Source organism: Vibrio sp. CCB-PB317 (assembly GCF_022808245.1).
Classification (GTDB): Bacteria; Pseudomonadota; Gammaproteobacteria; order Enterobacterales; family Vibrionaceae; genus Vibrio; species Vibrio diabolicus.
Window position 1 is genome coordinate 524,241 of record NZ_JALGNU010000003.1, and the last position, 25,075, is coordinate 549,315.

A 25,075-nucleotide genomic window follows, 5' to 3' on the forward strand; every position below is an offset into this window, starting at 1 on the left:
TTTAGTTTTAGCGGCGATATTTCGACAGGCAGTAATGGATAACAACACCAACCAATCCCATTTAGATTCCGTAGAAAATCAGGTTGAGCGCTATAAGCAGGTGCTTGATGTGATGCCTGCCGGAGTGATTCTGCTCGACACGTACGGCATAGTGCGTGAAGCAAACCCAGAGGCGCACCGAATTCTTGAGATTCCACTGGTTAATGAAAAATGGTTCAACATTATTCAGGCGGTGTTTGATCCTCGTGAGGATGATGGTCACGAAGTTTCCCTGCGGAATGGTCGTAAAGTTCGATTAGCCATTTCGGCTTCTACGACAGGTCAATTGATCCTGATTACCGATTTAACCGAAACTCGCTTACTTCAAGCTCGTGTGAGTGATTTACAACGCTTGTCTTCGTTAGGGCGTATGGTAGCGTCGCTTGCTCATCAGGTAAGAACGCCGCTATCGAGCGCTATGCTATATGCATCCAATTTGGGAGCGCCAAACCTTCCACCAGCGACAAGGGATCGCTTTCAAACCAAATTAATGGATCGACTGCACGATTTGGAAAAGCAGGTTAATGATATGCTGCTTTTTGCTAAAGGTGGTGATAATAAAGTCATTAAGCCATTTACGATTGCTCAGTTGGTGGCGGAATATCAGCCGATGGTCGAAACCGCGCTAAAAAATAACGGTATTGATTACTGCCTAGAAGTGGAAGAAGAACAAACTGAGTTGCTAGGCAATGCGAATGCGATTGCATCCGCGTTGAGCAACCTTGTCATGAATGCGATTCAGATGTCTGGTAAAGAGTCGCAAGTCGATATTTTTTTCCGCCCGGTAAATGGCGAGTTGCGCATTTCAGTGCAAGACAGCGGACCGGGTGTACCTGAAGAACTACAAGCCAAAATTATGGAGCCATTTTTTACCACGCGTTCTCAAGGAACCGGGTTAGGGCTGGCTGTTGTTCAAATGGTTTGCCGTGCCCATGACGGTCGATTGGAACTTATTTCAGAGCAGGGTGATGGAGCCTGCTTTACCATGTGCATTCCGCTAGAGCGAGTGCAACCAGAAGCGCAGTAAGCAGCTTCTGGTAATAACAATTACTGGAGAATCAGAATGGCGCAAAGCAAAGTGCTGATCGTAGAAGACGATGAAGGTCTTCGTGAAGCCCTAGTGGATACTCTGGCTCTGGCAGGGTATGAGTGGTTAGAAGCTGACTGTGCGGAAGACGCACTACTAAAACTCAAATCGAATACTGTCGATATCGTCGTTTCTGACGTGCAAATGGCAGGTATGGGCGGATTGGCTCTGCTCAAAAACATCAAGCAGAATTGGCCTAACTTACCAGTACTGTTAATGACGGCGTACGCCAACATTGAAGATGCCGTGTCGGCAATGAAAGACGGCGCGATTGACTACATGGCGAAACCATTTGCACCAGAAGTATTGCTGAACATGGTCAGTCGATACGCACCGATCAAAAGCGATGACAATGGTGACGCGGTCGTGGCAGATGAAAAAAGTCTGCGTCTACTTGCTTTGGCCGATAAAGTGGCACGTACAGATGCGAATGTTATGGTGCTAGGTCCGAGTGGCTCAGGTAAAGAAGTGATGTCGCGTTATATTCACAACGCATCAAACCGTAAAGATGGTCCATTCGTTGCGATCAACTGTGCGGCGATTCCAGACAACATGCTGGAAGCGACACTATTTGGTTATGAGAAAGGCGCGTTCACTGGCGCGGTTCAAGCGTGTCCGGGTAAGTTTGAACAAGCACAAGGCGGCACAATCTTACTGGATGAAATCAGCGAAATGGACTTAAACCTGCAAGCGAAACTATTACGTGTTTTGCAAGAGCGTGAAGTGGAGCGCCTTGGCAGTCGTAAGAGCATCAAGCTGGATGTACGCGTGCTTGCGACCAGTAACCGTGATCTCAAGCAGTACGTCTCAGAAGGCAACTTCCGTGAAGATTTATACTACCGCCTGAATGTGTTCCCAATTGCGTGGCCAGCACTGAACGAACGCAAAGGCGATATTGCGCCACTTGCCAAGCATCTTACTGAGCGTCATTGCAGCAAGATGGGGATGCCAGTGCCTCAATTTTCAGCCGTTGCGGTAGAAAAACTGCTGCAATACCCTTGGCCAGGTAACGTTCGTGAGCTGGATAACGTGGTGCAACGAGCTCTTATCTTAAGTGAGAATGGTGATATCGACGCTGAGCACATCTTACTAGAAGGGGTGGATTGGCAAGATGCCAACAGCTTGCAGCATGTGGTTCAAAATGCAGAGATGGTTGTACCTAATGTTAAGCCAGTCGCTCAACCTGAGAGTGTGAACCGTCCGGTATCTGGCGGGGAGGGCTTGGGCAGCGAGCTGCGTGACCAAGAATACGCCATTATTTTGGAAACCTTGGTGGAGTGTAACGGCCGACGCAAAGAAATGGCGGAGAAACTGGGCATAAGCCCACGAACCTTGCGCTACAAACTTGCCAAAATGCGTGATGCTGGTATAGATATCCCAAATTAATATGTGCAATCGCCATAAGACAAAAAGTGTAAGCAAACCGCTAACTAATGTCTTATGGCACGTTAATTGCTGTGTTAATAATCAGTTTTGTTAATAGTCAATCTTTTGGCTTAGAGGTGCTAATGAAAGTTGATGGTATTCAGGCAGAAATGCGCGCCATGATGGTAGAAGCAACCAATACTGCTCCTACTGCAAGTGGGGCGAAAGTTGGAGCAGATTTTAATGATCTCCTAACTAAAGCCATCAATAACGTGAACACACTTCAAAAAGCATCCGGTGACTTACAAACCCGTTTTGATCGTGGTGATGCCGATGTTTCCCTTTCTGACGTTATGATTGCTCGTAACAAGTCTAGTGTCGCTTTTGATGCGACGGTTCAAATTCGCAATAAACTCGTTGAGGCGTATAAAGACCTCATGAACATGCCAGTGTAATTTAGGTAATAAGTGTGGCAGACAAGTCTACAGATTTAACCGTCACTGAAGGCGGCTCAGATGGTGCACTGGTAGCAAGTTCCGACGTAGATGTGGAGAGTCAAAATCCAGATCTAGAGGAGCGCAGTGCGTCAAAATTTGATATGGCAGTGGGTGACCTTGATTTACTTCGTCAAGTTGTACTTGTGCTGTCAATCTCCATCTGTGTTGCATTGATCGTGATGCTGTTCTTTTGGGTCAAAGAGCCGGAGATGCGCCCGCTTGGAGCGTATGAGACCGAAGAGTTGATCCCCGTTTTGGATTATCTGGACCAGCAAAAAATCAATTACAAGCTTGATGGTAATACCATTTCTGTTGAATCGAGCGAATACAACTCGATCAAACTTGGCATGGTTCGCTCGGGCGTAAACCAAGCCACAGAGGCGGGCGATGATATTTTGCTGCAAGATATGGGCTTTGGCGTATCACAACGTTTAGAGCAAGAGCGCCTTAAACTCAGTCGAGAACGTCAATTGGCTCAAGCGATTGAGGAAATGAAGCAAGTTCGTAAAGCGCGAGTCTTATTGGCGCTACCAAAGCACAGTGTTTTTGTGCGTCATAACCAAGAAGCATCAGCGTCTGTATTTTTGACACTGTCGACTGGTACGAACCTCAAACAGCAAGAAGTTGATTCTATCGTAGACATGGTGGCGAGTGCCGTTCCGGGAATGAAAACTTCCCGCATTACCGTCACAGATCAGCATGGTCGTTTGCTCAGTTCAGGCTCTCAAGACCCTGCTTCTGCTGCGCGACGCAAAGAGCAAGAATTAGAGCGTAGCCAGGAACAAGCGCTGCGTGAAAAAATTGATTCAGTGCTATTACCTATTTTAGGTTATGGCAACTACACGGCGCAGGTCGATATCCAAATGGATTTCAGCGCGGTTGAACAAACTCGCAAACGCTTTGATCCCAATACCCCTGCAACCCGCAGTGAGTACGCATTAGAAGATTACAATAACGGCAATATGGTAGCGGGTATTCCGGGGGCGTTAAGTAATCAGCCTCCAGCGGATGCCTCTATTCCGCAAGATGTGGCTCAGATGAAAGACGGTTCTGTCATGGGACAGGGTTCGGTGCGTAAAGAATCCACGCGTAACTTTGAGCTTGATACCACCATCAGCCATGAGCGTAAGCAGACGGGGACGGTTGCTCGTCAGACAGTTTCTGTTGCGATTAAGGACCGTCGTCAGGTCAACCCAGATACGGGAGAAGTGACCTATACCCCGATGTCCGAATCGGAAATTAATGCTATTCGCCAAGTCTTAATTGGTACGGTCGGTTTTGACCAAGGCCGTGGTGATTTGTTGAATGTACTGAGTGTGAAGTTTGCAGAGCCTGAGGCTGAACAGCTGGAAGAACCACCAATTTGGGAGCACCCTAACTTCAGTGACTGGGTTCGTTGGTTCGCAAGTGCATTAGTGATCATCGTTGTTGTGTTGGTTCTGGTTCGCCCAGCAATGAAGAAATTGCTTAACCCTACCAGTGATGACGAAGACGAAATGTACGGACCAGACGGCTTGCCTATTGGTGCGGATGGTGAAACTAGCCTGATTGGCAGCGACATTGAAAGCAGCGAACTGTTTGAGTTTGGTTCAAGTATTGATTTGCCAAACCTTCATAAAGATGAAGATGTATTGAAAGCGGTTCGCGCTCTGGTCGCGAATGAACCTGAACTGGCTGCTCAAGTAGTGAAAAACTGGATGAATGACAATGGCTAACGATATCGTACCTCAAGATGACAACGCCGCGGGAATGCCAGTTGAGCTGGATGTCTCAACCATTACTGGCGAAGAAAAAGCAGCAATTTTGCTACTGAGCCTCAATGAACAAGATGCCGCTGGCATTATTCGTCACCTAGAGCCAAAACAGGTCCAGCGTGTGGGTAGTGCGATGGCTAAGGCGAAAGATCTCAGCCAAGACAAGGTGTCAGCCGTTCACCGTGCGTTTTTGGAGGACATCCAGAAATACACCAACATCGGCATGGGCAGCGAAGACTTCATGCGTAATGCGCTGGTGGCGGCTCTTGGTGAAGACAAAGCCAACAACTTGGTTGACCAGATCCTACTTGGTACGGGTTCAAAAGGCTTGGATTCGCTGAAATGGATGGACCCACGACAAGTGGCGAGCATCATTGTCAACGAACACCCGCAGATCCAAACCATCGTCTTGTCTTATTTAGAAGCAGACCAATCCGCAGAGATTTTGTCTCAGTTCCCTGAGCGCGTGCGTTTGGATCTGATGATGCGTATTGCCAACCTTGAAGAAGTTCAGCCATCGGCACTGGCAGAGCTGAACGAAATCATGGAGAAACAGTTCGCGGGTCAAGCTGGCGCTCAAGCAGCCAAGATTGGTGGCCTGAAAGCGGCAGCGGAGATCATGAACTATCTAGACAACAACGTCGAAGGTTTGTTGATGGAACAGATTCGCGATCAAGACGAAGACATGGCGACGCAAATTCAAGACTTGATGTTTGTCTTCGAAAACTTAGTCGAAGTGGACGATCAAGGTATTCAGAAATTGCTGCGTGATGTACCACAAGACGTGTTGCAAAAAGCACTTAAAGGTGCCGACGATTCTCTGCGTGAGAAGGTATTTAAGAACATGTCGAAACGAGCGGCTGAGATGATGCGTGATGACATCGAAGCGATGCCGCCAGTTCGCGTGGCGGATGTCGAAGCGGCACAGAAAGAAATCCTGGCGATCGCTCGTCGCATGGCCGATGCAGGCGAACTCATGTTGTCTGGCGGTGCGGACGAATTCTTATAATCTCTATTGCTCCGCGATTATCCTATTGCGGAGCGCCCTCACTTCTTAATCGAATACATAATAGGTAACCCATGGCTGGCGAAAGAAAACGTGGATTTATCCGTCCTGATGAAGATGATTCGATGATCGAACCACAACGTTGGGGGTTGCCTGATTACGGCGAGCCCAAAGCCAAGCAAGCAAAACAAACCGCGTTTAACTATGACCCGGGTTGGGTACCGAATCTTGAAGAGCCAGAAGAAGAGCAAGCACTTGAGCTAACCGAAGAGCAGATAGAGCTGATCAAGCAAGGCGCTTATCAGGAAGGTTTGTATCAAGGTCAAGAAGCCGGCTTTAAGCAAGGTTATGAAAAAGGCAAAGGAGAAGGCCTGCAAGCGGGCCATGCTGAAGGGCTGGAGCTTGGAAAAGCCGAAGGCGTGACCGCAGGTCAAGAATATATTCAGCAGCAAGTCGAAACCTTTATGAACTTGGCCAATCAGTTTACTCAACCTTTGGAGTTGATGAATGCTCAGGTTGAAAAGCAGCTGGTGGATATGGTGCTCTGTTTAGTCAAAGAAGTCGTGCATGTCGAAGTACAAACCAACCCTCAAATTATTTTAGACACGGTTAAGCAGTCGGTTGAAGCGCTGCCAATATCAGGTCATCCCATTACCTTGCACCTGAATCCAGAAGACGTTGCGATTATTCGCTCAGCTTACGGCGAAGAAGACCTGGATTGCCGCAACTGGACGTTGGTTGCTGAGCCATCACTCAATCGAGGCGACGTCCAAATTGAAGCGGGTGAGTCAAGCATTAACTACCGTATGGAAGAGCGCGTCAAAAGCGTGTTGCACAGTTTTTGTGGTGCAAACCGTCATCAAGAGGGTGAATAATCCATGCAAGCATTGGCTGACCGTTTAAGAAACTACAAAGTTGAAGGCTTAACGACGCGCCCAGTTGCCTCTGGCAAACTGGTTCGAGTGGTTGGGTTAACGTTGGAAGCGACAGGCTGTCGCGCGCCAATTGGCAGTTTATGCTTAGTGGAAACCATGTCCGGTCAGATGGAAGCCGAGGTCGTCGGTTTTTCAGGTGATAACCTATTTTTGATGCCAAGCGAGCAAATTACGGGCATTTTGCCTGGCGCTAGAGTGACGCCATTAACCAGTGACGCTGGCTTGCCTGTTGGCATGGAGTTGCTTGGTCGAGTGATTGACGGGGTTGGTAATCCGCTTGATGGACTTGGCCCGTTGTATACCGATCATCGCGCCTCTTTTAATGCTGAGCCAATCAACCCGCTGGCTCGAAAGCCAATTTCAGAGCCACTTGATGTGGGCTTGAAAGCGATTAACGGATTATTGACGGTAGGTAAAGGTCAGCGTATCGGTCTGTTTGCCGGCTCTGGTGTGGGTAAATCGGTCACGCTTGGCATGATGACGCGAGGTACAACCGCACAAGTTGTTGTGGTCGGTCTGATAGGTGAGCGTGGACGCGAAGTTAAAGAGTTTATCGAAGAGATTTTAGGTGAGGATGGACGACGTCGCTCTGTCGTGGTGGCTGCGCCTGCCGATGCTTCACCATTGATGCGTTTGAAAGGCTGTCAAACCGCCTTAACCATTGCCGAGTACTTTCGCGATCAAGGTTTGGACGTTCTGTTATTGATGGATTCCTTGACGCGTTTTGCGCAAGCGCAGCGTGAAATCGCCCTTTCTGTTGGTGAGCCGCCAGCGACAAAAGGCTATCCGCCATCTGTGTTCGCCAAGCTACCTGCTTTGGTTGAGCGTGCGGGTAACGGAAGCGCCGAACAAGGCTCAATTACGGCGTTCTTTACCGTGTTGACCGAGGGCGATGATTTACAAGACCCGATTGCGGATGCATCGCGGGCAATTCTTGATGGTCACATTGTGCTGTCCCGTGAAATGGCGGATGCAGGCCATTATCCTGCGATTGACGTCGAAAAGTCGGTGAGCCGTGTTATGCCGCAAATCACCACTGAAGAACATGTTCTGATGTCGAAAGCGGTACGTCAGGTCTTGTCGATTTGCCGCAAGAACCAAGATTTGGTCTCGATTGGGGCGTACAAGCCGGGCACCGATCCTGCTATCGATGGCGCGTTTACATTGAAGCCAAAGTTAGACGAATACTTACAGCAGAGCATGAAAGAATCGGTGCCATACGATATGTGCGTCAACATGCTTAGAAACATTTTGGGCGGGTGATAGCGCATGAACAATGCGATGGAGTTCCTACTTGAGCAGACTAAAGAGCGTGAAGATCAAGCCGTACTTGCGCTGAACAAAGCGCGCTCTGAACTTGAAGATTATTACCGTCAGGTTGAGCAAATCGAAAAGTATCGCCTTGATTATTGCCAACAGCTTATCGACCGTGGGCAGGCGGGCTTAACGGCAAGCGAATATGGGCATTTAAATCGCTTTCTCACCCAGCTAGACGAAACGTTATCTAAGCAGAAACAAGCGGAAAGTCATTTCAAAGAACAGGTAGAAAACTGTCAAGAATACTGGTTAACAGTACGCAAAGAACGCAAATCCTATGAGTGGATGATCGAAAAGCGAGAGAAAGAGAAGCAGCTTGCGGAAGCCAAACGGGAACAAAAGCAAATGGATGAGTTTTCAACGTTGCTTTACAGCCGTCGAGCGAAGCCTTTTTAATGTTTAAAAGTTGATGTTGCTTCCACTTATAGCGCTCGATTTGTCACTGCGGCAATGAGCTTGTTATTGGCGTAATTTTTGCAGATAACTTTGTAGATGATCATCCCAATAACCTAAATTTGCCACCGTGTGCAATTTAGCAGCGGCCTAGCGCTCGAAGCTGCTGATAATGAGAATTTCTATATGAATGTGAATTTGTCCAATGTTTCTGCGACGAGCAAGACGTCAGTTTCTGACTCTGCCGCACAAGCACCTACAGAAAACGCGGAGAACAAGGGATTTTTGGAAACCTTGACGGATGCATTTTCAGGTTCACAAAAGTCAGAAAAAGTAGCAACGAAATCACAAAACGGTGAAGAACAAAACAGTGCCGAGGTTAACAAGCTTTCGTCTGGAAAAGCTGATAGCCAAGATACGGTCACAGACGTGGCTCAAGAGAGCAGTAACGACGCCGAAGAGTTTCTGGCGCAAGAAAGCCATCAAGAGCAAAACCGCTCTGGCGATATGCTGACAGAGCATGCGAACACCATTCAAAGTGATGAAGCAAGCCTACTGGAAGCCAAACTAGGCGAGCACTCGCAAAATGATGCTGATGTCACTGAGAAAGTCGGTTCACTCTCGAACGCCCCTTCAGCTGCTAATGGCGCAAAAAGCGCGATGGGTGAAGGACAACAGCTGCTTGGTCGTATTGAACAAGCGAATCAAACCTTGAAAGCGAATAATGCATCCATCGATAGTGGCAAAGTTTTGCCTCAACGAGCGGGTTTAGAGCACTCGTTTAACGAGCAAACAACAGACATTGATGAACTTGCTTTGAATGACATGCCATCAGCTCAATCGCTTGAACAAGTGCAGGCAATGGCCGGGCAAGGCTTAGAGCCAATTTTAGATAAGCATGGTCAACCTATCGATGTCGATAAGCTCTCGTCTGAGTTTGCTACTTGGCAAGGTCTGGCTAAACAAGTCAGTCACCCAACCGAGAAGGGCATGGTCAGTGGTGACGTTGCCAATGAACTATCGCCACTGGAGGTGGGTTTGGATGGCTCTAAAATTGATGCGCTTCAGCATGTTTCCTTGGATGAACTCGAACTCATAGATACCAAACTGGCGCAGGGAAAACCACTGACTCAGCAGGAAGCTGAGATCATAGAAGGGTTGAAAAAAGGGACGGTCATTGCCGATATTCCTGAGCAAGATCTTGCCCAGTTTGTTGCGCTTCCTACTGACGTTAAACAGGTTCTCGCCGAGCAGCAAGTACAACATCATTTGGCTCGCCAGGCTGCGCCTATGGGGATGTCTCAGCAAGCCCTTAATTTTGCGACTCAATCAGCTCAGCCGCAAGCTGTTCAGAGTGCAGATAAAGTCGCAGTATCTCCGATGCCAGATGCGTTGGCCGCAGCTCATTTGCCGACTGCGCTTCAAGGCGTGAAGGATGGAGAGATTAACCAGAAAGTTGTGAATGCCGCATTGGCTGCTGGTGCACTTAAAGCGACAGCGGATAAGCAAGATAAACCAGAACTTCAACATGGTTTAGCAGGGCAGCTTCAGGCGATGGCGGGTCAACAAGGAACAAACGTGCAGCAACAAGCGCGTATTGATGCCGCGCAGCAAGCTCAGCTTCCGTTGCAACTGACCAAAGAGCTAGCCAATGAGCAAGTGGCGGAAAAAGTGCAAATGATGATGTCGAAGAACCTAAAAAACCTCGATATTCGTCTTGATCCACCAGAATTAGGTCGTATGCAAATTCGTATGACGATGAACAACGATGTAGCTAATGTGCATTTTACGGTGAACAACCCGCAAGCGCGTGACATCATTGAACAGACGCTTCCTCGCTTGAGAGAGATGTTGGCGCAGCAGGGCATGCAATTGGCTGATTCTTCTGTTCAGCAACAAAACAGCGGGCAGCAGCAAGGTAGGTATACTGCTGAGCAACATGGTCAAAGCGCTCAAGGCAGCGGTTTTTCTGGACAATCAGAAGAGAGCTTTGATGCTGACGTCAATCTGGATTTGAATGTGGCTTCAAAGCGTGATGGAATTAGCTTTTACGCATAACAGGCCGTTTAAAGGCAATAATACAAGGTTACCAAACGACTTCCTTAAGCATCTCGGTAACCTAAAAGAACAATAAGAGACAACAATGGCAGAAGAACAGTTACAAGGGGCCGATGCGCCGAAAGGAAAAGGTAAGTTACTTATCATCATAATCGCTGTTGTGGTATTGCTACTTGGCGGTGGTGCAGCAGCAATCTTTCTCATGGGCTCTGATGAACCAGCTCAGGCTGAAGCGTCTCAACAGGTTCAAGCGAAGGCATCTGATGCCTCGCCCATTGCCTACGTGAATCTTCCTCAGGCATTTGTATTTAACGTTACTGGGGACCGTCGCGACAGACTGGTACAAATTAAAGCGCAGTTAATGGTTCGCGGCGCAGAGAATGAAGAGTTGGCGCGGTACCATTCGCCACTGATTGAGAGCTCTTTGTTATCAACGTTTGCTTCGGCGACGGTTGATCAGTTGCGTTCTCCAACGGGACGAGTGGAATTGCGCGATCGTGCTTCCGAAGATATCAAAGCAGCGCTAAACGCTGCGGTCGGTAAGCCAGTGATTGAAAAAGTACTGTTTACAGATTTTGTTATTCAATAGGTAAAACGTGACCGATCTATTAAGCCAAGACGAAATTGATGCGCTATTGCACGGAGTTGACGATGTTGATGACGTCGATGAACCGATAGAAAACGACAACGAAGGTGCCGTCAATTTTGATTTCTCGTCGCAAGACAGGATTGTACGTGGTCGAATGCCGACGCTCGAACTTATCAACGAGCGCTTTGCACGACACATGCGTATTAGTCTGTTTAATATGCTGCGTAAAACGGCAGAAGTGTCGATCAATGGCGTGCAGATGATGAAGTTTGGCGAATACCAAAACACATTGTACGTGCCAACCAGTTTGAACATGGTGCGTTTTCGTCCGTTAAAAGGTACAGCATTGATCACCATGGAGGCTCGCTTAGTCTTTATTCTGGTAGAAAACTTCTTTGGTGGGGATGGTCGATTCCATGCCAAAATCGAAGGGCGCGAATTTACCCCAACGGAACGCCGCATCATTCAGCTGCTGCTGAAGATTGTATTTGAAGACTACAAAGAAGCGTGGTCGCCAGTGATGGGGGTGGAGTTCGAATATCTCGACTCTGAAGTAAACCCAAGTATGGCTAACATTGTCAGCCCGACAGAAGTGATTGTCGTGAGTTCTTTCCACATTGAGGTCGATGGTGGCGGCGGTGATTTTCATGTCGTTATGCCTTACTCCATGGTTGAGCCGATTCGTGAACTGTTGGATGCAGGTGTTCAGTCCGACAAGATGGAGACAGACGTCCGTTGGAGCTCAGCATTACGTGAAGAGATTATGGATTGTCCGGTTAACTTCCGCGTTAACTTGCTTGAAAAAGACATCTCTTTGCGTGACCTCATGGAATTGCAACCGGGTGACATCATTCCGATTGAAATGCCAGAACATGCGACAATGTTTGTGGAAGACCTGCCGACCTATCGCGTAAAAATGGGCCGTTCGGAAGACAAATTAGCGGTGCAAATTTCTGAGGAAATTGAGCGCCCACATGTAGTCAAAACAGATTTAGCTTTCTTGGGCAAAGACATCATGTCTGAGCTTGAGAATGAAGACGATATAGACGATTAAGATACCTTATTGAACAGACATGCTTTGGCATTAAATAAGGCTTAACACAGGATAGAAAAATGGAACCAAGTGACGATCAAAAGCTAGCAGATGAATGGGCAGCCGCTCTTGGCGAAGACCCGTCTGCACCTTCTGTTGACGTAGATGAAGTATTGGCCGCGCCACTGGAAGAGCTAAAAGACACTTCAAGCCCAATTACCGAAGATGAGCGCCGTAAACTCGACACCATCATGGATATTCCGGTGACGATTTCGATGGAAGTCGGTCGTTCACAAATCAGCATTCGGAACTTATTGCAGTTGAACCAAGGTTCGGTTGTTGAGTTGGATCGTCTAGCGGGCGAGTCATTGGACGTATTAGTCAACGGTACACTGATTGCGCATGGCGAAGTCGTGGTCGTGAACGATAAGTTTGGTATCCGTTTGACGGATGTGATTAGCCAAACTGAACGAATTAAGAAGCTACGTTAAGATGAGCTGCTCAATCAAAACGCGATTGACGCAAATCACTGGAGCACTGAGCTTAATGCTGAGTGCTCCTTATGCATTTGCTGCCGCACCAAATAATCTGGATCTTGCGACGACACTGGGCTCGCTTGTGCTTGTGATCGGCGTGATTCTTTTGTTGGCTTGGCTACTTAAACGCATGCAAGTGCCGGCGATGGGACAACAAAAAGGCTTGCGTATTGTGAGTCAGTTGCCAGTGGGCACCAAAGAAAGAATCGCCGTAGTTCAAGTGGGTGAAGAGCAGTTTTTGGTTGGAATTACCAGCCAATCAATCCAAACGTTAGCCAAGTTAGATAAGCCACTGAAAGAGGAAGAGTTGGCGACCAATGCTTTTGCGACTCAATTTAGCCAACTGATCAAAAAACATGACAAAGGGTAACCCGATTCGTTTGCTCCTGAGCACGTTGTTGCTTTTCGTCGGCGTGCTGTTTTCTTCATTTTCGTTTGCTGAGGCAGAGGAGTCTGCTCTGCCTGACAACTTGGCTGATGGAAGTAGCGTCACTGTTCAGGCGATGCAAAGTGATACTGGCGCCAGTCGTGCTATGTCCGTTTCTAGTGGTGGTGGCATCCCTGCGTTTACCATGACCACAAACCCAGATGGCAGTGAAGATTACTCGGTTACGCTACAAATCCTAGCGTTAATGACCATGCTTGGCTTCTTGCCTGCTATGGTGATTCTAATGACGTCGTTTACTCGAATTGTTGTGGTGATGTCGATATTGCGTCAGGCAATGGGTTTGCAACAAACGCCGTCTAATCAGGTCATCATTGGTATAGCGCTGTTTTTGACCTTCTTTGTTATGTCTCCCGTCCTGAACGAAATCAACGATAAAGCCGTTCAGCCTTATTTGAACGAGCAAGTCACGGCTCGAGAAGCATTTGATGCTGCACAAGCGCCAATGAAAGCGTTCATGCTTAAACAGACCCGAATCAAAGACTTGGAGACGTTTGTAACCATGTCAGGAGAGCAAGTTGAGAACCCAGAAGATGTGTCGATGGCGGTGTTGATTCCTGCTTTCATCACCTCGGAGCTAAAAACTGCATTCCAGATTGGCTTTATGCTCTTCTTGCCGTTTTTGATTATTGACCTCGTGGTAGCGTCGGTACTGATGGCAATGGGTATGATGATGTTGTCACCAATGATTGTTTCGTTGCCGTTCAAGTTGATGCTGTTCGTATTGGTCGATGGTTGGAACTTGATACTTTCGACACTCGCGGGCAGTTTCGCCCTTTAGATAAGCGCAGATAGAGGATAAGACATGACACCAGAAATGTTTGTCGAGCTTTTCCGTGAAGCACTTTGGATGGTGCTTATCATGGTCTGCGCTATTATCATCCCAAGTTTGCTTATCGGCCTTATTGTTGCGATTTTCCAAGCTGCGACTTCCATCAACGAGCAAACATTGAGCTTCTTGCCGCGTTTGATAGTCACTCTTTTGGCTCTAATGCTATTTGGTCACTGGATGACGCAAATGTTGATGGAATATTTCTATGGCTTGATTGAGCGCTTACCTCAGGTGCTTTATTAGAGGCGCCTATGGAGTACCCCACTAGCGTTGTCTTAGATTGGATCGCAAACTATTTCTGGCCCTACGTTCGTATCTCTTCCATGCTGATGGTGATGACGGTAACTGGGGCTCGATTTGTCTCACCACGAATCCGCCTTTACCTCGGGTTAGCCATCACTTTTGCCGTCATGCCAGCGATCCCTGCAGTGCCTCAAGACATTGAGTTGCTCTCGTTTCGGGGTTTTATGACCATTGCCGAGCAAATGATCATCGGTATTGCGATGGGTATGGTCACTCAATTTATGATTCAAACCTTTGTCTTGTTGGGACAAATATTGGGTATGCAATCAAGTTTGGGTTTCGCTTCTATGGTTGATCCCGCAAATGGTCAGAACACGCCATTGCTTGGTCAGCTATTCATGTTTTTGACGACAATGTTTTTCCTTGCCACCGATGGGCACTTGAAAATGCTGCAACTGGTCGTGTTCAGCTTTAAAACACTGCCGATTGGGTCCGGGACGCTTACTGCGGTTGATTTCCGTGAAATGGCAGGCTGGCTTGGTATTATGTTCCAAACGGCACTGAGTATGTCGCTATCTGGCATTATTGCGCTACTTACCATTAACTTGTCGTTTGGTGTAATGACCCGTGCTGCACCACAGTTAAACATCTTTTCGCTTGGTTTTGCATTTGCGTTGATGGTGGGTCTATTACTGTGTTGGTACATACTGGCTGGTCTTTACAGTCATTATGAAATGTTCTGGACAGTGGGTGAGGCGCAGATTTGTCGGCTTATTCGCTTGGAGTGCTAAGATTTGGCAGAATCAGACGGTCAGGAACGCACCGAAGAAGCCACGCCCCGGCGGTTACAACAAGCCAGAGAAAAGGGGCAGGTTGCTCGGTCTAAAGAACTCGCATCAGCATCTGTACTGATCGTTGGCGCCATTTCACTGATGTGGTTTGGCGAGGCGTTAGCACGCTCACTGTTTTCCATCATGAGCCGTTTATTTGATCTTCAACGAGAAGAGATTTTTGATACGGCAAAGCTATTTGACATTGCTTTAGGGGCGATGACCGATTTGTTGTTCCCTCTATTTTTGGTGCTAGCGACATTGTTTACTGCCGCCATGATTGGTGCTGCGGGTGTGGGAGGAATCAGTTTTTCTGCTCAAGCCGCTATGCCAAAGCTGTCGAAAATGAATCCGCTTAGCGGTTTAAAGCGGATGGTCGGAATGCAAAGCTGGGTGGAGTTGATCAAATCAATACTCAAAGTGGTTTTGGTTACTGGTGTGGCGATCTATTTGATCCAAGCATCGCAGGCGGATCTGATTCAATTAAGTATGGATGTGTATCCGCAAAACATCTTCCATGCTTTAGATATTCTGCTGAACTTTATCTTGTTGATCAGCTGTTCGCTGTTGATCGTGGTTGCCATCGATATTCCATTTCAAATCTGGCAGCACGCTGATCAGTTAAAAATGACCAAGCAAGAAGTCAAAGACGAATATAAAGAAACCGAGGGTAAGCCAGAGGTCAAAGGACGCATTCGTATGCTGCAAAGAGAAGCGGCTCAACGTCGTATGATGGCAGATGTTCCTCAGGCTGATGTTATTGTTACCAACCCAGAGCACTTTTCGGTTGCGCTTCGTTATAAACAGAAGACAGACCGTGCGCCAGTAGTGATCGCTAAAGGTACTGATCACATGGCAATGAAGATTCGAGAAGTCGCCCGAGAGCATGACATCACAATTGTACCTGCTCCGCCACTTGCTCGTGCGCTGTACCATACTACCGAGCTAGAACAAGAGATCCCCGATGGATTGTTTACTGCGGTGGCTCAGGTTTTGGCATTTGTATTCCAGTTGAAGCAATACCGAAAGCGAGGTGGTCAGCGCCCCAAAATTCAGGATTACGATTTGCCAATCCCGCCAGAACACCGGCACTAATGCTAAAAGAAGCCTAATTCTAAAAAGGCTAATTTAATCAGATATTAAGCTCTACTTGAGTGTTTAGTCATTATTTTGGCGTTAATTATGGTACATAGCTTGCTTAAAACGCCTTAATTATCAACCATACCTAAACTTTTAGGCCAAAGCGGTCGCGTATTAATAGTAAGAGCTAACGTGACGCTTCAATCGATTGAGATCTCTCGTAGTATGAAGTTAAGCCTGCCATTTGCAGATAAATTGCCACGAATCCCTCAGCGTGAAATGCCAGCTATTGGCGCGCCGGTGATGGTTTTGGCCACCTTAGCGATGGTGGTGCTGCCTATTCCAGCCTTTTTGCTGGATATGTTCTTCACCTTTAACATCGCGTTGTCGATGGTGGTGTTGTTAGTGACCGTTTACACACGTCGTCCGTTGGACTTTGCCGCTTTTCCGACGGTACTGCTGATCGCGACTTTGTTGCGTTTGGCACTGAACGTTGCCTCGACACGTGTCGTCTTACTGCATGGTCATGAAGGCGGCAACGCGGCAGGTAACGTAATTGAAGCGTTTGGTAATGTCGTTATTGGTGGTAACTACGCGGTCGGCTTAGTGGTTTTCCTTATCTTAATGATCATCAACTTTATGGTGGTGACCAAAGGTGCGGGTCGTATCTCTGAGGTAAGTGCTCGCTTCACCCTTGATGCGTTGCCAGGTAAGCAGATGGCGATTGATGCGGACTTAAATGCCGGATTGATAGACCAAGAACAGGCAAGAGTTCGTCGTTTTGAAGTGACCAAAGAAGCGGATTTCTACGGCTCGATGGATGGTGCCTCGAAGTTCGTAAAAGGTGACGCGATTGCCGGTATTTTGATTCTGTTTATCAACATCATCGGCGGTCTGTCGATCGGTATGGCGCAGTATGGATTGGGTTTCGGTGAGGCAATTGAAATCTATACTTTGCTGACGATTGGTGACGGCCTAGTTGCACAGATTCCATCGCTATTGCTGTCGATTGCAGCGGCGATGATGGTGACACGTCAAAACACCGATGAAGACATGGGTGAACAGCTGGTCTTCCAGATGTTCGACAACCCAAAAGCACTGATGATTACCGCAGCTATTCTCGGTGTGATGGGCATCGTACCGGGCATGCCACACTTTGCGTTTTTGAGTCTGGCGGTCGCAGCTGGCGCGGCGGCGTATTTCATCGATAAACGCCAAAAGCAGAAAGCGAAAGAACCGGCTTTACCAGCGAAAGCTGACGAAGGTGCAGAGCCTTCATCACAACGCGAACTATCTTGGGACGACGTCCAGCCAGTCGATATTATTGGCCTAGAAGTGGGTTACCGCTTGATTCCGCTAGTGGACCGAGACCAAGGTGGAGAACTGTTAGAGCGCGTAAAAGGTGTGCGTAAAAAGCTATCGCAAGATTTTGGGTTCTTAATCCCTGCGGTTCACATACGTGACAACCTTGAACTGACGCCAAACAGCTATCGAATCACATTAATGGGGGTTGCGGTCGGCGAAGCTGAGATTCGTCCGGATCAAGAGCTAGCGATTAACCCAGGTCAGGTGTATGGCATGATTGATGGCGAGCCAACCATTGACCCTGCATTTGGACTGGAAGCCGTATGGATTCGCGAAGATCAGCGTGAGCATGCTCAGGCGTTAGGTTATACGGTTGTTGACTCATCGACAGTATTAGCGACGCACCTGAGCCAGTTATTGACTAACAACGCATCGCAGTTGATTGGTCATGAAGAAGTAGAGAATTTATTAGAAATGTTAGGACGCAGCGCACCTAAGTTGGTTGAGAACTTTGTTCCTGACCAATTACCATTAGGTGTGGTGGTGAAAGTCCTACAAAACTTGTTAAACGAGGCCATCCCAATCCGCGATATTCGCACGATTGTTCAAACTTTGGCTGAGTACTCAAGTAAGAGTCAAGAAGCTGACATATTGACGGCAGCAGTTCGAATTAGTCTAAAACGTCTAATTGTTCAAGAAATCAATGGTATAGAGCCTGAGCTGCCAGTGATTACTTTGATACCTGAGCTGGAACAAATATTGCATCAAACTATGCAAGCATCAGGAGGCGAATCCGCGGGGATTGAACCGGGGCTCGCTGAACGATTGCAGTCTTCACTAAGCCAAGCGACACAGGAACAAGAATTGAAAGGTGAGCCAGCCGTTCTGCTTACTTCCGGTGTATTACGCTCGACGTTGGCGAAATTTGTGAAGAACACAATACCTAATCTCCGGGTACTGTCTTACCAAGAAATCCCGGATGAAAAACAGATCAGAATTGTGCAAGCCGTGGGTAACTGATCTCACGCATCATTAATGGATTCATAGTTTGAAAATAAAGCGATTTTTTGCCAAAGACATGAGAACGGCGCTGCTCCAAGTGAAAGAGGAGTTAGGCGCGGAAGCGGTGATCATGTCAAACAAGAAAGTGGCTGGTGGGGTGGCGATTGTTGCGGCGATAGATAGTGAATCTAACCCGTCTCAAGCAAGCGCAGCGTCACAACAAAATCGCGGTGCTTCTCAATCGAATCGCTATAACGAACATCGTCAAATGTCATCGTCTTCTGCTGATCGTTATCAAGATCGTCATTTAGATGAAGATAAAATTAGCCTGAACAGTAATAACAGTAACAACGAAAAAACAGGCTCGATGACGCAGCGATTCGCTAACATGCTTAAGCAATATAGTGGTGGTGCAGCAGATGCTGACGATCATGTAGCGGAAAATGAAGATTCGCTCTCTGCTTTATTGCAACGCCAGAATAAGCATCGCGACGGCTACAACCAAGAAAAGCCAGCGCCATATCAACCAGATTCACCTTTGGCGAAGTTAATCGCACAAGATAATCGATTTGAGCGTCCAACGCCGAAGTTGGATCCGACACGCTATGATCGCCGCCGTCCAAGTGATGAGCGAGAAGAGTCTGCAGATGAGCTGGAGAGTATGCGCGAAGAGATGACGTCAATTCGTCGTCTTTTAGAGCATCAAGTATCTGGCCTGATGTGGCAGGAAGTGGAACGTCGAGAGCCGCTCAGAGCAATGCTGATTAAGCGCTTAGAGCGTATGGGCGTTTCTCCGGAGTTAGCAGACCAAATGGCGTGCTATATCCCGGAAGATACAAAACCAGCGCGAGCGTGGAAAGCGCTGTTGTCGCTGGTGGCGGATCAAATCAATATTCCTAAACAGGACATTTTAAAACGTGGTGGTGTGGTCGCACTGTTAGGTCCGACGGGGGTGGGAAAAACAACCACCGTTGCGAAGCTCGCAGCACGTGCCGCCATGGAATACGGTGCCGACAATGTGGCCCTTGTGACAACAGATACATATCGCATAGGTGCACATGAGCAGCTCTCAATTTACGGAAGAATCATGGGTTGTCCCGTAAGAGTTGCTAAAGATTCTAACGAGTTAGCCGATGTTATATATCAGCTAAGAAACAGAAGACTGATTTTGGTCGATACGGCAGGGATGGGGCAACGAGATGTCAGGCTTTCTGAGCAGCTCGATACTCTAATGCAAGAGAGCGGAGAAGTGATTCACAGCTACCTTGTTTTGCCAGCTACCGCACAACGTCGCGTTCTACAAGAAACGCTGGATCACTTCCGACGCATACCACTTTCGGGTTGTATTATGACGAAGCTTGATGAGTCATTAAGTCTAGGCGAATTCATCAGTGTAGTGATTCAAAACGCAATGCCAGTGGCTTACATCGCTAATGGTCAGCGCGTGCCAGAAGACATTGTGATAGCGCAACCAAAATATATGCTTGCGAAAGCAAATGAACTGTTAGAGAAGTCGACAGAGAACGAACCTCACTTTTGGAACAGTGACAGTGAAGGACTCTAAGGCGGCGGACTACTATGACTGAGAATATGATACACGATCAAGCAAGCGGCCTCCGTCGCTTAACACAACCATCGTTGACCAAAGTGATTGCTGTTACTGGCGGCAAAGGTGGTGTGGGGAAATCAAACGTAACACTGGGTCTGGCGATTTGTATGGCTCGCCAAGGCAAGAAGGTGATGGTTCTCGACGCTGATTTAGGTCTGGCCAATGTGGACGTGATGCTCGGAATTCGTGCAAAACGCAATCTAGGACATGTCTTAGCGGGTGAATGTGAGCTAAAAGATGCGATTGTCGAAGGGCCTTATGGTATAAAGATAATCCCTGCAACTTCTGGCACACAGAGCATGACAGAGCTTTCTCACGCTCAACATGCTGGACTCATTCGAGCATTTGGTAGTCTTGAAGACGAAATGGACGTCCTGCTGATAGATACTGCCGCAGGCATTTCTGACATGGTAATCAGTTTTTCGCGAGCAGCTCAAGACGTCGTTGTGGTTGTGTGTGATGAACCAACTTCAATCACAGATGCATATGCGTTAATTAAGCTGTTAAGTAAAGAACACCAGGTCCAACGCTTTAAAGTTGTAGCAAATATGGTCAGAAGCTACCGTGAAGGGCGAGAATTGTTTGCAAAGTTGACGCTAGTCACAGAGCGATTCTTGAATGTCAGCCTTGAACTCGTAGCATGTATTCCATTAGATGATAAAGTACGACAGGCTGTAAAAAGACAAAAAATTGTCGTTGATGCGTTCCCTCGCTCACCTGCCGCTTTAGCTATCAGCTCACTAGCAAACAAAGCGTTAACGTGGCCACTACCGAAAACACCAAGTGGACACTTGGAATTTTTTGTGGAAAGGTTGCTAAATCGTACCGAATTCGCAGAGGACCCTTTTGGTGAATAAAGCGATAACCTATGACCAACATGGCAAGTTTAATAGCCAGCAAGCGTTTATAGAGCGCTACTCAGTGTTGGTTAAGCGCATTGCTCACCACCTATTAGGCCGTTTACCGCCGAGTGTTCAGGTAGAGGATTTAATTCAGGCCGGCATGATCGGTCTTATCGAAGCTCAGCAGAATTATGATGGTTCTAAAGGTGCGAGCTTTGAAACTTATGCAGGTATCCGTATTCGTGGCGCAATGTTAGATGACATGCGCAAAGGCGATTGGGTACCGCGTTCTGTTCATAAAAATAATCGAGAGATTAACCAAGCGATTGCGGAACTGGAAGGCGAATTAAATAGAGATCCTACTGATTCTGAAGTAGCCACGCATCTCGGTATGACACTGGATCAATATCATAGTGCTCTGACCGATATCAACTGCTCAAAATTAGTCGGTATTGAAGATTTAGGCGTTTCTGATGATGTGATTTCACCTGCAGATGAAACTGATGACAGTAACCCATTCAAAGGGGTTGCCGACGAATCATTTCGAAAAGCACTGGTTGAATCAATAAAACAGCTTCCAGAGCGTGAAGCTTTGGTACTTTCGCTTTATTATGATGAAGAACTCAATTTGAAAGAAATTGGCGATGTGTTAGGCGTAAGCGAATCTCGCGTAAGTCAAATACTGAGTCAAGCGATGCAACGTTTGCGCACCAAGCTCAGTGCGTGGACACAAAATGACTAAAAACACTGATTTTACGATTCAGTGGAGGCAATTTTGAATAAAAACATGAAGATCCTTATTGTTGATGATTTCTCAACAATGCGCCGTATTGTTAAAAACCTGCTTCGTGACTTGGGTTTCAATAACACTCAAGAAGCGGACGATGGTTTAACCGCATTACCAATGCTGAAAAAAGGTGACTTCGATTTTGTTGTAACTGACTGGAACATGCCAGGTATGCAAGGCATCGATTTGCTTAAACACATCCGCGCGGATGCAGAACTTAAGCATTTGCCAGTTCTAATGATCACGGCTGAAGCGAAGCGTGAGCAGATCATTGAAGCTGCTCAAGCAGGCGTAAACGGCTACATTGTTAAGCCATTTACTGCTGCAACATTAAAAGAAAAATTAGATAAAATTTTCGAGCGTTTATAACTCTCTCTTTTTCTCTTTGTTATTCGAGTCATTCATACCAATTATTAAATACCTATTAAATGACTCGTTTAGCGTTTTTAAAGTGATAAGAAGAACTAAACGTAAAAGGGTCTATTCAGAATGATCTCACTAGAGCAGGCGAAGTCACTCGTTCAAATGCTAGAAAACGGGGAACAAGACCAAGCCAATATGCTTGTTGCCTCGATCTACGAAGGTGCCGAGAATCCAATGCTGCAAGAAATTGGAGCCTTAACTCGAGACCTTCACGAATCACTCAAGCAGTTCAGTCTCGATCAGCGCATGACCGAAATTGCGAAAGACGAAATCCCTAACGCAAGGGATCGTCTTAATTATGTGATCGAGAAGACAGAGCTAGCAGCCAACAAAACGATGGATGCAGTCGACTGCTGCCTTCCTATCGCTGACAACCTGCATGATTGCCTTCAGAAAGTTCGTCCTCAATGGAATGAACTCATGCACGGGCGCATCGAATTAAGCGAATTCAAAGCACTTTGTCACCGAATCGACGAGCTATTAGTTCAAGTCGAAGGTGACAGCACTGAGTTGCGTGGTCAATTGACCGAAATTCTCATGGCGCAAGACTTCCAAGACCTAACTGGCCAAATTATTCGCCGCGTAATTACGTTGGTAAATGAAGTAGAAGGCCGCTTAGTGGAAATCCTAACCGTATTCTCTGGAAATAAACCTGAAGAACACATTCAAGTTTTGTCAGAACCGGCAGATAAAAAGAATACACAAACAAGCGAAGCCGAAGGCCCGATTCTTCATCCAGAACTGAGAGAAGATGCGGTTTCATCGCAGGACGAAGTCGATGACTTGTTGTCCAGTCTTGGATTTTAAAGGTAACGTATGAGCTACGATTTAGACGAAGATATTCTTCAGGACTTTCTCATTGAGGCTGGGGAAATTCTCGAACTGCTTTCTGAGCAGTTGGTTGAATTGGAAAATAACCCAGAAGACAAAGACTTACTTAATGCAATTTTCCGTGGGTTTCACACCGTAAAAGGCGGTGCTGGCTTCCTGTCTTTGGCAGAGCTAGTCGATACTTGTCATGGTGCGGAGAACGTGTTCGACGTTTTACGAAACGGCCAACGCACGGTCACGCAAAACTTAATGGATACGATGCTAAAAGCGTTGGATACGGTCAATACCCAGTTCCAAGCTGTTCAAGATCGTGAACCATTGGAAGCAGCGGATCCTGCCCTTCTTGAAGAACTTCATCGTCTATGTAAACCTGAATCAGAAGATGAAGTCGCTGCAACCGTGGTTGAAGAACCAGTGGTTACTCCTGAACCTGTCATTCCTGAGCCTGTTATTGAAGAACCTGCCGCTCCAGCGTCAAGTGTCGGCTCTGTTGATGAAATTACCCAAGACGAATTCGAAAAGCTGCTGGATGAGCTTCATGGTAAAGGCTCAGCTCCAGGCGCTTCAGAACCTGCGACACCAACAACGCCATCAGAGCCCCCTCAATCAAGTGCGCCATCAGTTGAAAGTGGCGATATCACTGACGATGAATTTGAGCGTCTACTTGACGAACTTCACGGCGTTGGCAAAAGTCCATCAGCGGCAGAGGCTGCAGCATCTGCACCAGCAGAACCTCCTAAAGCGGCAGAACCAGCTGCGCCAGTTGCATCGTCAGCAAATCAAGATAGTGACTTAATGACGGACGAAGAGTTCGAAAAGTTACTCGATGAGCTACATGGTGCGGGCAAAGGTCCCACTCTGGAAGAACTGGATATGGCAACGAAGCCGGCATCAGCAAACGTAGAGGAAAGCCCTGCGAAACCTGAGCCTGCGGTTAAGCCAGCACCAGCAGCTCCAACTCCGGCTCCAGCACCAAAGCCAGAATCTAAACCTGTCGCGGTGAAAGAAGAGGCGAAAGCGCCAGCGGTTAAAAAGCCTCAGGCAGAGGCAACCGTTCGTGTCGATACCTCAACGCTTGATACCATCATGAACATGGTAGGTGAGCTTGTATTGGTCCGAAACCGTCTATTAAGCCTTGGTTTGAACAGCGACAATGAAGAAATGTCCAAAGCGGTCGCCAACCTTGATGTCGTAACGGCGGATCTGCAAGGCGCGGTAATGAAAACGCGTATGCAGCCAATCAAGAAAGTATTTGGCCGTTTCCCACGCGTTGTCCGTGACTTGGCGCGCAACCTAAATAAAGACATCGTGTTGGAAATGCGCGGTGAAGAAACCGATCTCGATAAAAACCTTGTAGAAGCATTGGCTGATCCATTGATTCACTTGGTTCGTAACTCGGTTGACCACGGTATTGAAATGCCAGACGACCGCGCGAAAGCAGGTAAATCACGCACAGGTAAAGTGATTTTGTCTGCATCACAAGAAGGGGATCACATTGAGCTATCCATCGTAGATGATGGCGGCGGTATGGACCCGAACAAACTGCGTGGTATCGCGGTTAAGCGCGGCATGATGGACGAAGATGCAGCGGCCCGTTTAACAGACAAAGAGTGCTTCAACCTTATCTTTGCGCCAGGTTTCTCAAGTAAAGATAAAATTTCTGACATCTCTGGCCGTGGCGTTGGCATGGATGTGGTTAAGACGGCTATCAACACCTTAAATGGTTCAATCGATATCGATTCTGAGCTAGGTAAAGGCACTAAGATCACCATCAAAGTACCACTGACGCTTGCGATCCTACCAACACTGATGGTTGGTGTTGGCGGCCATCCGTTTGCGCTGCCACTGGCATCGGTGAGCGAAATTTTCCACTTGGATCTGAGTCGCACAAACGTGGTAGATGGTCAGTTGACGATCATTGTGCGTGAAAAATCTATCCCGCTATTTTACTTACAGAACTGGTTAGCATCCAAATCACAAAACGTCGAAGAGCGTACTGGTCACGGTCATGTGGTTATTGTACAGATCGGTAACCAGCGCGTTGGTTTTGTTGTGGATACGCTTATTGGTCAAGAAGAAGTGGTTATTAAGCCACTCGATAATCTATTGCAAGGCACTCCGGGCATGGCTGGTGCAACAATCACTAGCGATGGCCATATTGCATTAATTCTAGATGTGCCTGATTTACTTAAGCGATATGCTGCGGCTTCACGCCTTTAAGCAAAGCTGACGTTATT

General features: G+C 47.3%; 24 protein-coding genes. All 24 read left to right on the forward strand.

Features of this window, described 5'->3' with window-relative positions:
- Window positions 1–34: 34 nt before the first annotated feature.
- A complete protein-coding gene (locus MTR11_RS19625; RefSeq protein ID WP_046875535.1) occupies window positions 35–1,066 on the forward strand; it encodes a sensor histidine kinase in 1,032 nt (343 codons plus the stop codon).
- Window positions 1,067–1,102: 36 nt separating this feature from the next.
- Entirely contained in the window at window positions 1,103–2,512 is a 1,410-nt protein-coding gene (locus tag MTR11_RS19630) for a sigma-54-dependent transcriptional regulator (protein ID WP_243328241.1), read from the forward strand.
- Window positions 2,513–2,634: 122 nt separating this feature from the next.
- Window positions 2,635–2,946 (forward strand): flagellar hook-basal body complex protein FliE, encoded by a 312-nt coding sequence (gene fliE / locus MTR11_RS19635; RefSeq protein WP_012841525.1) that lies wholly within the window; start codon window positions 2,635–2,637, stop codon window positions 2,944–2,946.
- Window positions 2,947–2,960: 14 nt separating this feature from the next.
- Window positions 2,961–4,703: a flagellar basal-body MS-ring/collar protein FliF gene (gene fliF / locus MTR11_RS19640; protein WP_006741698.1), complete on the forward strand. Its 1,743-nt coding sequence runs from the start codon at window positions 2,961–2,963 to the stop codon at window positions 4,701–4,703.
- The gene (fliG, locus tag MTR11_RS19645; RefSeq protein WP_012841526.1) at window positions 4,696–5,751 is read left to right on the forward strand and encodes a flagellar motor switch protein FliG; all 1,056 of its coding nucleotides are present in this window, start codon (window positions 4,696–4,698) and stop codon (window positions 5,749–5,751) included. The genes fliF and fliG overlap by 8 nt, the downstream gene beginning before the upstream one ends.
- A 71-nt stretch (window positions 5,752–5,822) precedes the next feature.
- Window positions 5,823–6,623, forward strand: coding sequence for a flagellar assembly protein FliH (gene fliH / locus MTR11_RS19650; RefSeq protein WP_243328242.1), 801 nt, complete (start codon window positions 5,823–5,825; stop codon window positions 6,621–6,623).
- 3 nt (window positions 6,624–6,626) lie between these two features.
- The gene (gene fliI, locus MTR11_RS19655) at window positions 6,627–7,946 is read left to right on the forward strand and encodes a flagellar protein export ATPase FliI (protein ID WP_006741701.1); all 1,320 of its coding nucleotides are present in this window, start codon (window positions 6,627–6,629) and stop codon (window positions 7,944–7,946) included.
- Window positions 7,947–7,952: 6 nt separating this feature from the next.
- Window positions 7,953–8,396, forward strand: coding sequence for a flagellar export protein FliJ (gene fliJ / locus MTR11_RS19660; protein WP_012841527.1), 444 nt, complete (start codon window positions 7,953–7,955; stop codon window positions 8,394–8,396).
- Between the two features lie 183 nt (window positions 8,397–8,579).
- Window positions 8,580–10,451 carry a flagellar hook-length control protein FliK gene (locus MTR11_RS19665; protein WP_243328243.1) on the forward strand — a complete coding sequence of 624 codons (1,872 nt, stop codon included), beginning with the start codon at window positions 8,580–8,582 and terminating at the stop codon, window positions 10,449–10,451.
- 85 nt (window positions 10,452–10,536) lie between these two features.
- Window positions 10,537–11,040, forward strand: a complete 504-nt coding sequence (gene fliL, locus MTR11_RS19670; protein ID WP_243328244.1) for a flagellar basal body-associated protein FliL — start codon at window positions 10,537–10,539, stop codon at window positions 11,038–11,040.
- Between the two features lie 7 nt (window positions 11,041–11,047).
- Entirely contained in the window at window positions 11,048–12,094 is a 1,047-nt protein-coding gene (gene fliM, locus MTR11_RS19675) for a flagellar motor switch protein FliM (RefSeq protein ID WP_006741703.1), read from the forward strand.
- A 59-nt stretch (window positions 12,095–12,153) separates the two neighbouring features.
- Window positions 12,154–12,564 (forward strand): flagellar motor switch protein FliN, encoded by a 411-nt coding sequence (gene fliN, locus MTR11_RS19680; RefSeq protein ID WP_012841530.1) that lies wholly within the window; start codon window positions 12,154–12,156, stop codon window positions 12,562–12,564.
- Between the two features lies 1 nt (window position 12,565).
- Window positions 12,566–12,979, forward strand: a complete 414-nt coding sequence (gene fliO / locus MTR11_RS19685) for a flagellar biosynthetic protein FliO (RefSeq protein ID WP_104969689.1) — start codon at window positions 12,566–12,568, stop codon at window positions 12,977–12,979.
- A complete protein-coding gene (gene fliP / locus MTR11_RS19690) occupies window positions 12,966–13,835 on the forward strand; it encodes a flagellar type III secretion system pore protein FliP (protein ID WP_006741704.1) in 870 nt (289 codons plus the stop codon). The genes fliO and fliP overlap by 14 nt, the downstream gene beginning before the upstream one ends.
- 24 nt (window positions 13,836–13,859) lie before the next feature.
- Window positions 13,860–14,129, forward strand: coding sequence for a flagellar biosynthesis protein FliQ (fliQ, locus tag MTR11_RS19695; protein ID WP_012841532.1), 270 nt, complete (start codon window positions 13,860–13,862; stop codon window positions 14,127–14,129).
- Window positions 14,130–14,137: 8 nt separating this feature from the next.
- On the forward strand, window positions 14,138–14,920 hold the full coding sequence (gene fliR, locus MTR11_RS19700) for a flagellar biosynthetic protein FliR (RefSeq protein WP_046875542.1): 783 nt from the start codon (window positions 14,138–14,140) through the stop codon (window positions 14,918–14,920).
- A gap of 3 nt (window positions 14,921–14,923) precedes the next feature.
- Window positions 14,924–16,054, forward strand: coding sequence for a flagellar biosynthesis protein FlhB (flhB, locus tag MTR11_RS19705; RefSeq protein ID WP_006741705.1), 1,131 nt, complete (start codon window positions 14,924–14,926; stop codon window positions 16,052–16,054).
- Between the two features lie 210 nt (window positions 16,055–16,264).
- Window positions 16,265–18,364: a flagellar biosynthesis protein FlhA gene (gene flhA / locus MTR11_RS19710; RefSeq protein ID WP_041853026.1), complete on the forward strand. Its 2,100-nt coding sequence runs from the start codon at window positions 16,265–16,267 to the stop codon at window positions 18,362–18,364.
- Between the two features lie 28 nt (window positions 18,365–18,392).
- The gene (gene flhF / locus MTR11_RS19715) at window positions 18,393–19,910 is read left to right on the forward strand and encodes a flagellar biosynthesis protein FlhF (RefSeq protein ID WP_012841533.1); all 1,518 of its coding nucleotides are present in this window, start codon (window positions 18,393–18,395) and stop codon (window positions 19,908–19,910) included.
- A 14-nt stretch (window positions 19,911–19,924) separates the two neighbouring features.
- Window positions 19,925–20,812, forward strand: coding sequence for a MinD/ParA family protein (locus MTR11_RS19720; RefSeq protein WP_005380498.1), 888 nt, complete (start codon window positions 19,925–19,927; stop codon window positions 20,810–20,812).
- Window positions 20,805–21,539: an RNA polymerase sigma factor FliA gene (locus MTR11_RS19725; RefSeq protein WP_048625854.1), complete on the forward strand. Its 735-nt coding sequence runs from the start codon at window positions 20,805–20,807 to the stop codon at window positions 21,537–21,539. The genes MTR11_RS19720 and MTR11_RS19725 overlap by 8 nt, the downstream gene beginning before the upstream one ends.
- A gap of 45 nt (window positions 21,540–21,584) precedes the next feature.
- Entirely contained in the window at window positions 21,585–21,953 is a 369-nt protein-coding gene (gene cheY / locus MTR11_RS19730) for a chemotaxis response regulator CheY (RefSeq protein WP_017635949.1), read from the forward strand.
- Between the two features lie 120 nt (window positions 21,954–22,073).
- Window positions 22,074–22,814 carry a protein phosphatase CheZ gene (locus MTR11_RS19735; RefSeq protein WP_006741709.1) on the forward strand — a complete coding sequence of 247 codons (741 nt, stop codon included), beginning with the start codon at window positions 22,074–22,076 and terminating at the stop codon, window positions 22,812–22,814.
- Window positions 22,815–22,823: 9 nt separating this feature from the next.
- Entirely contained in the window at window positions 22,824–25,058 is a 2,235-nt protein-coding gene (locus MTR11_RS19740) for a chemotaxis protein CheA (RefSeq protein ID WP_047008843.1), read from the forward strand.
- Window positions 25,059–25,075: the final 17 nt, after the last annotated feature.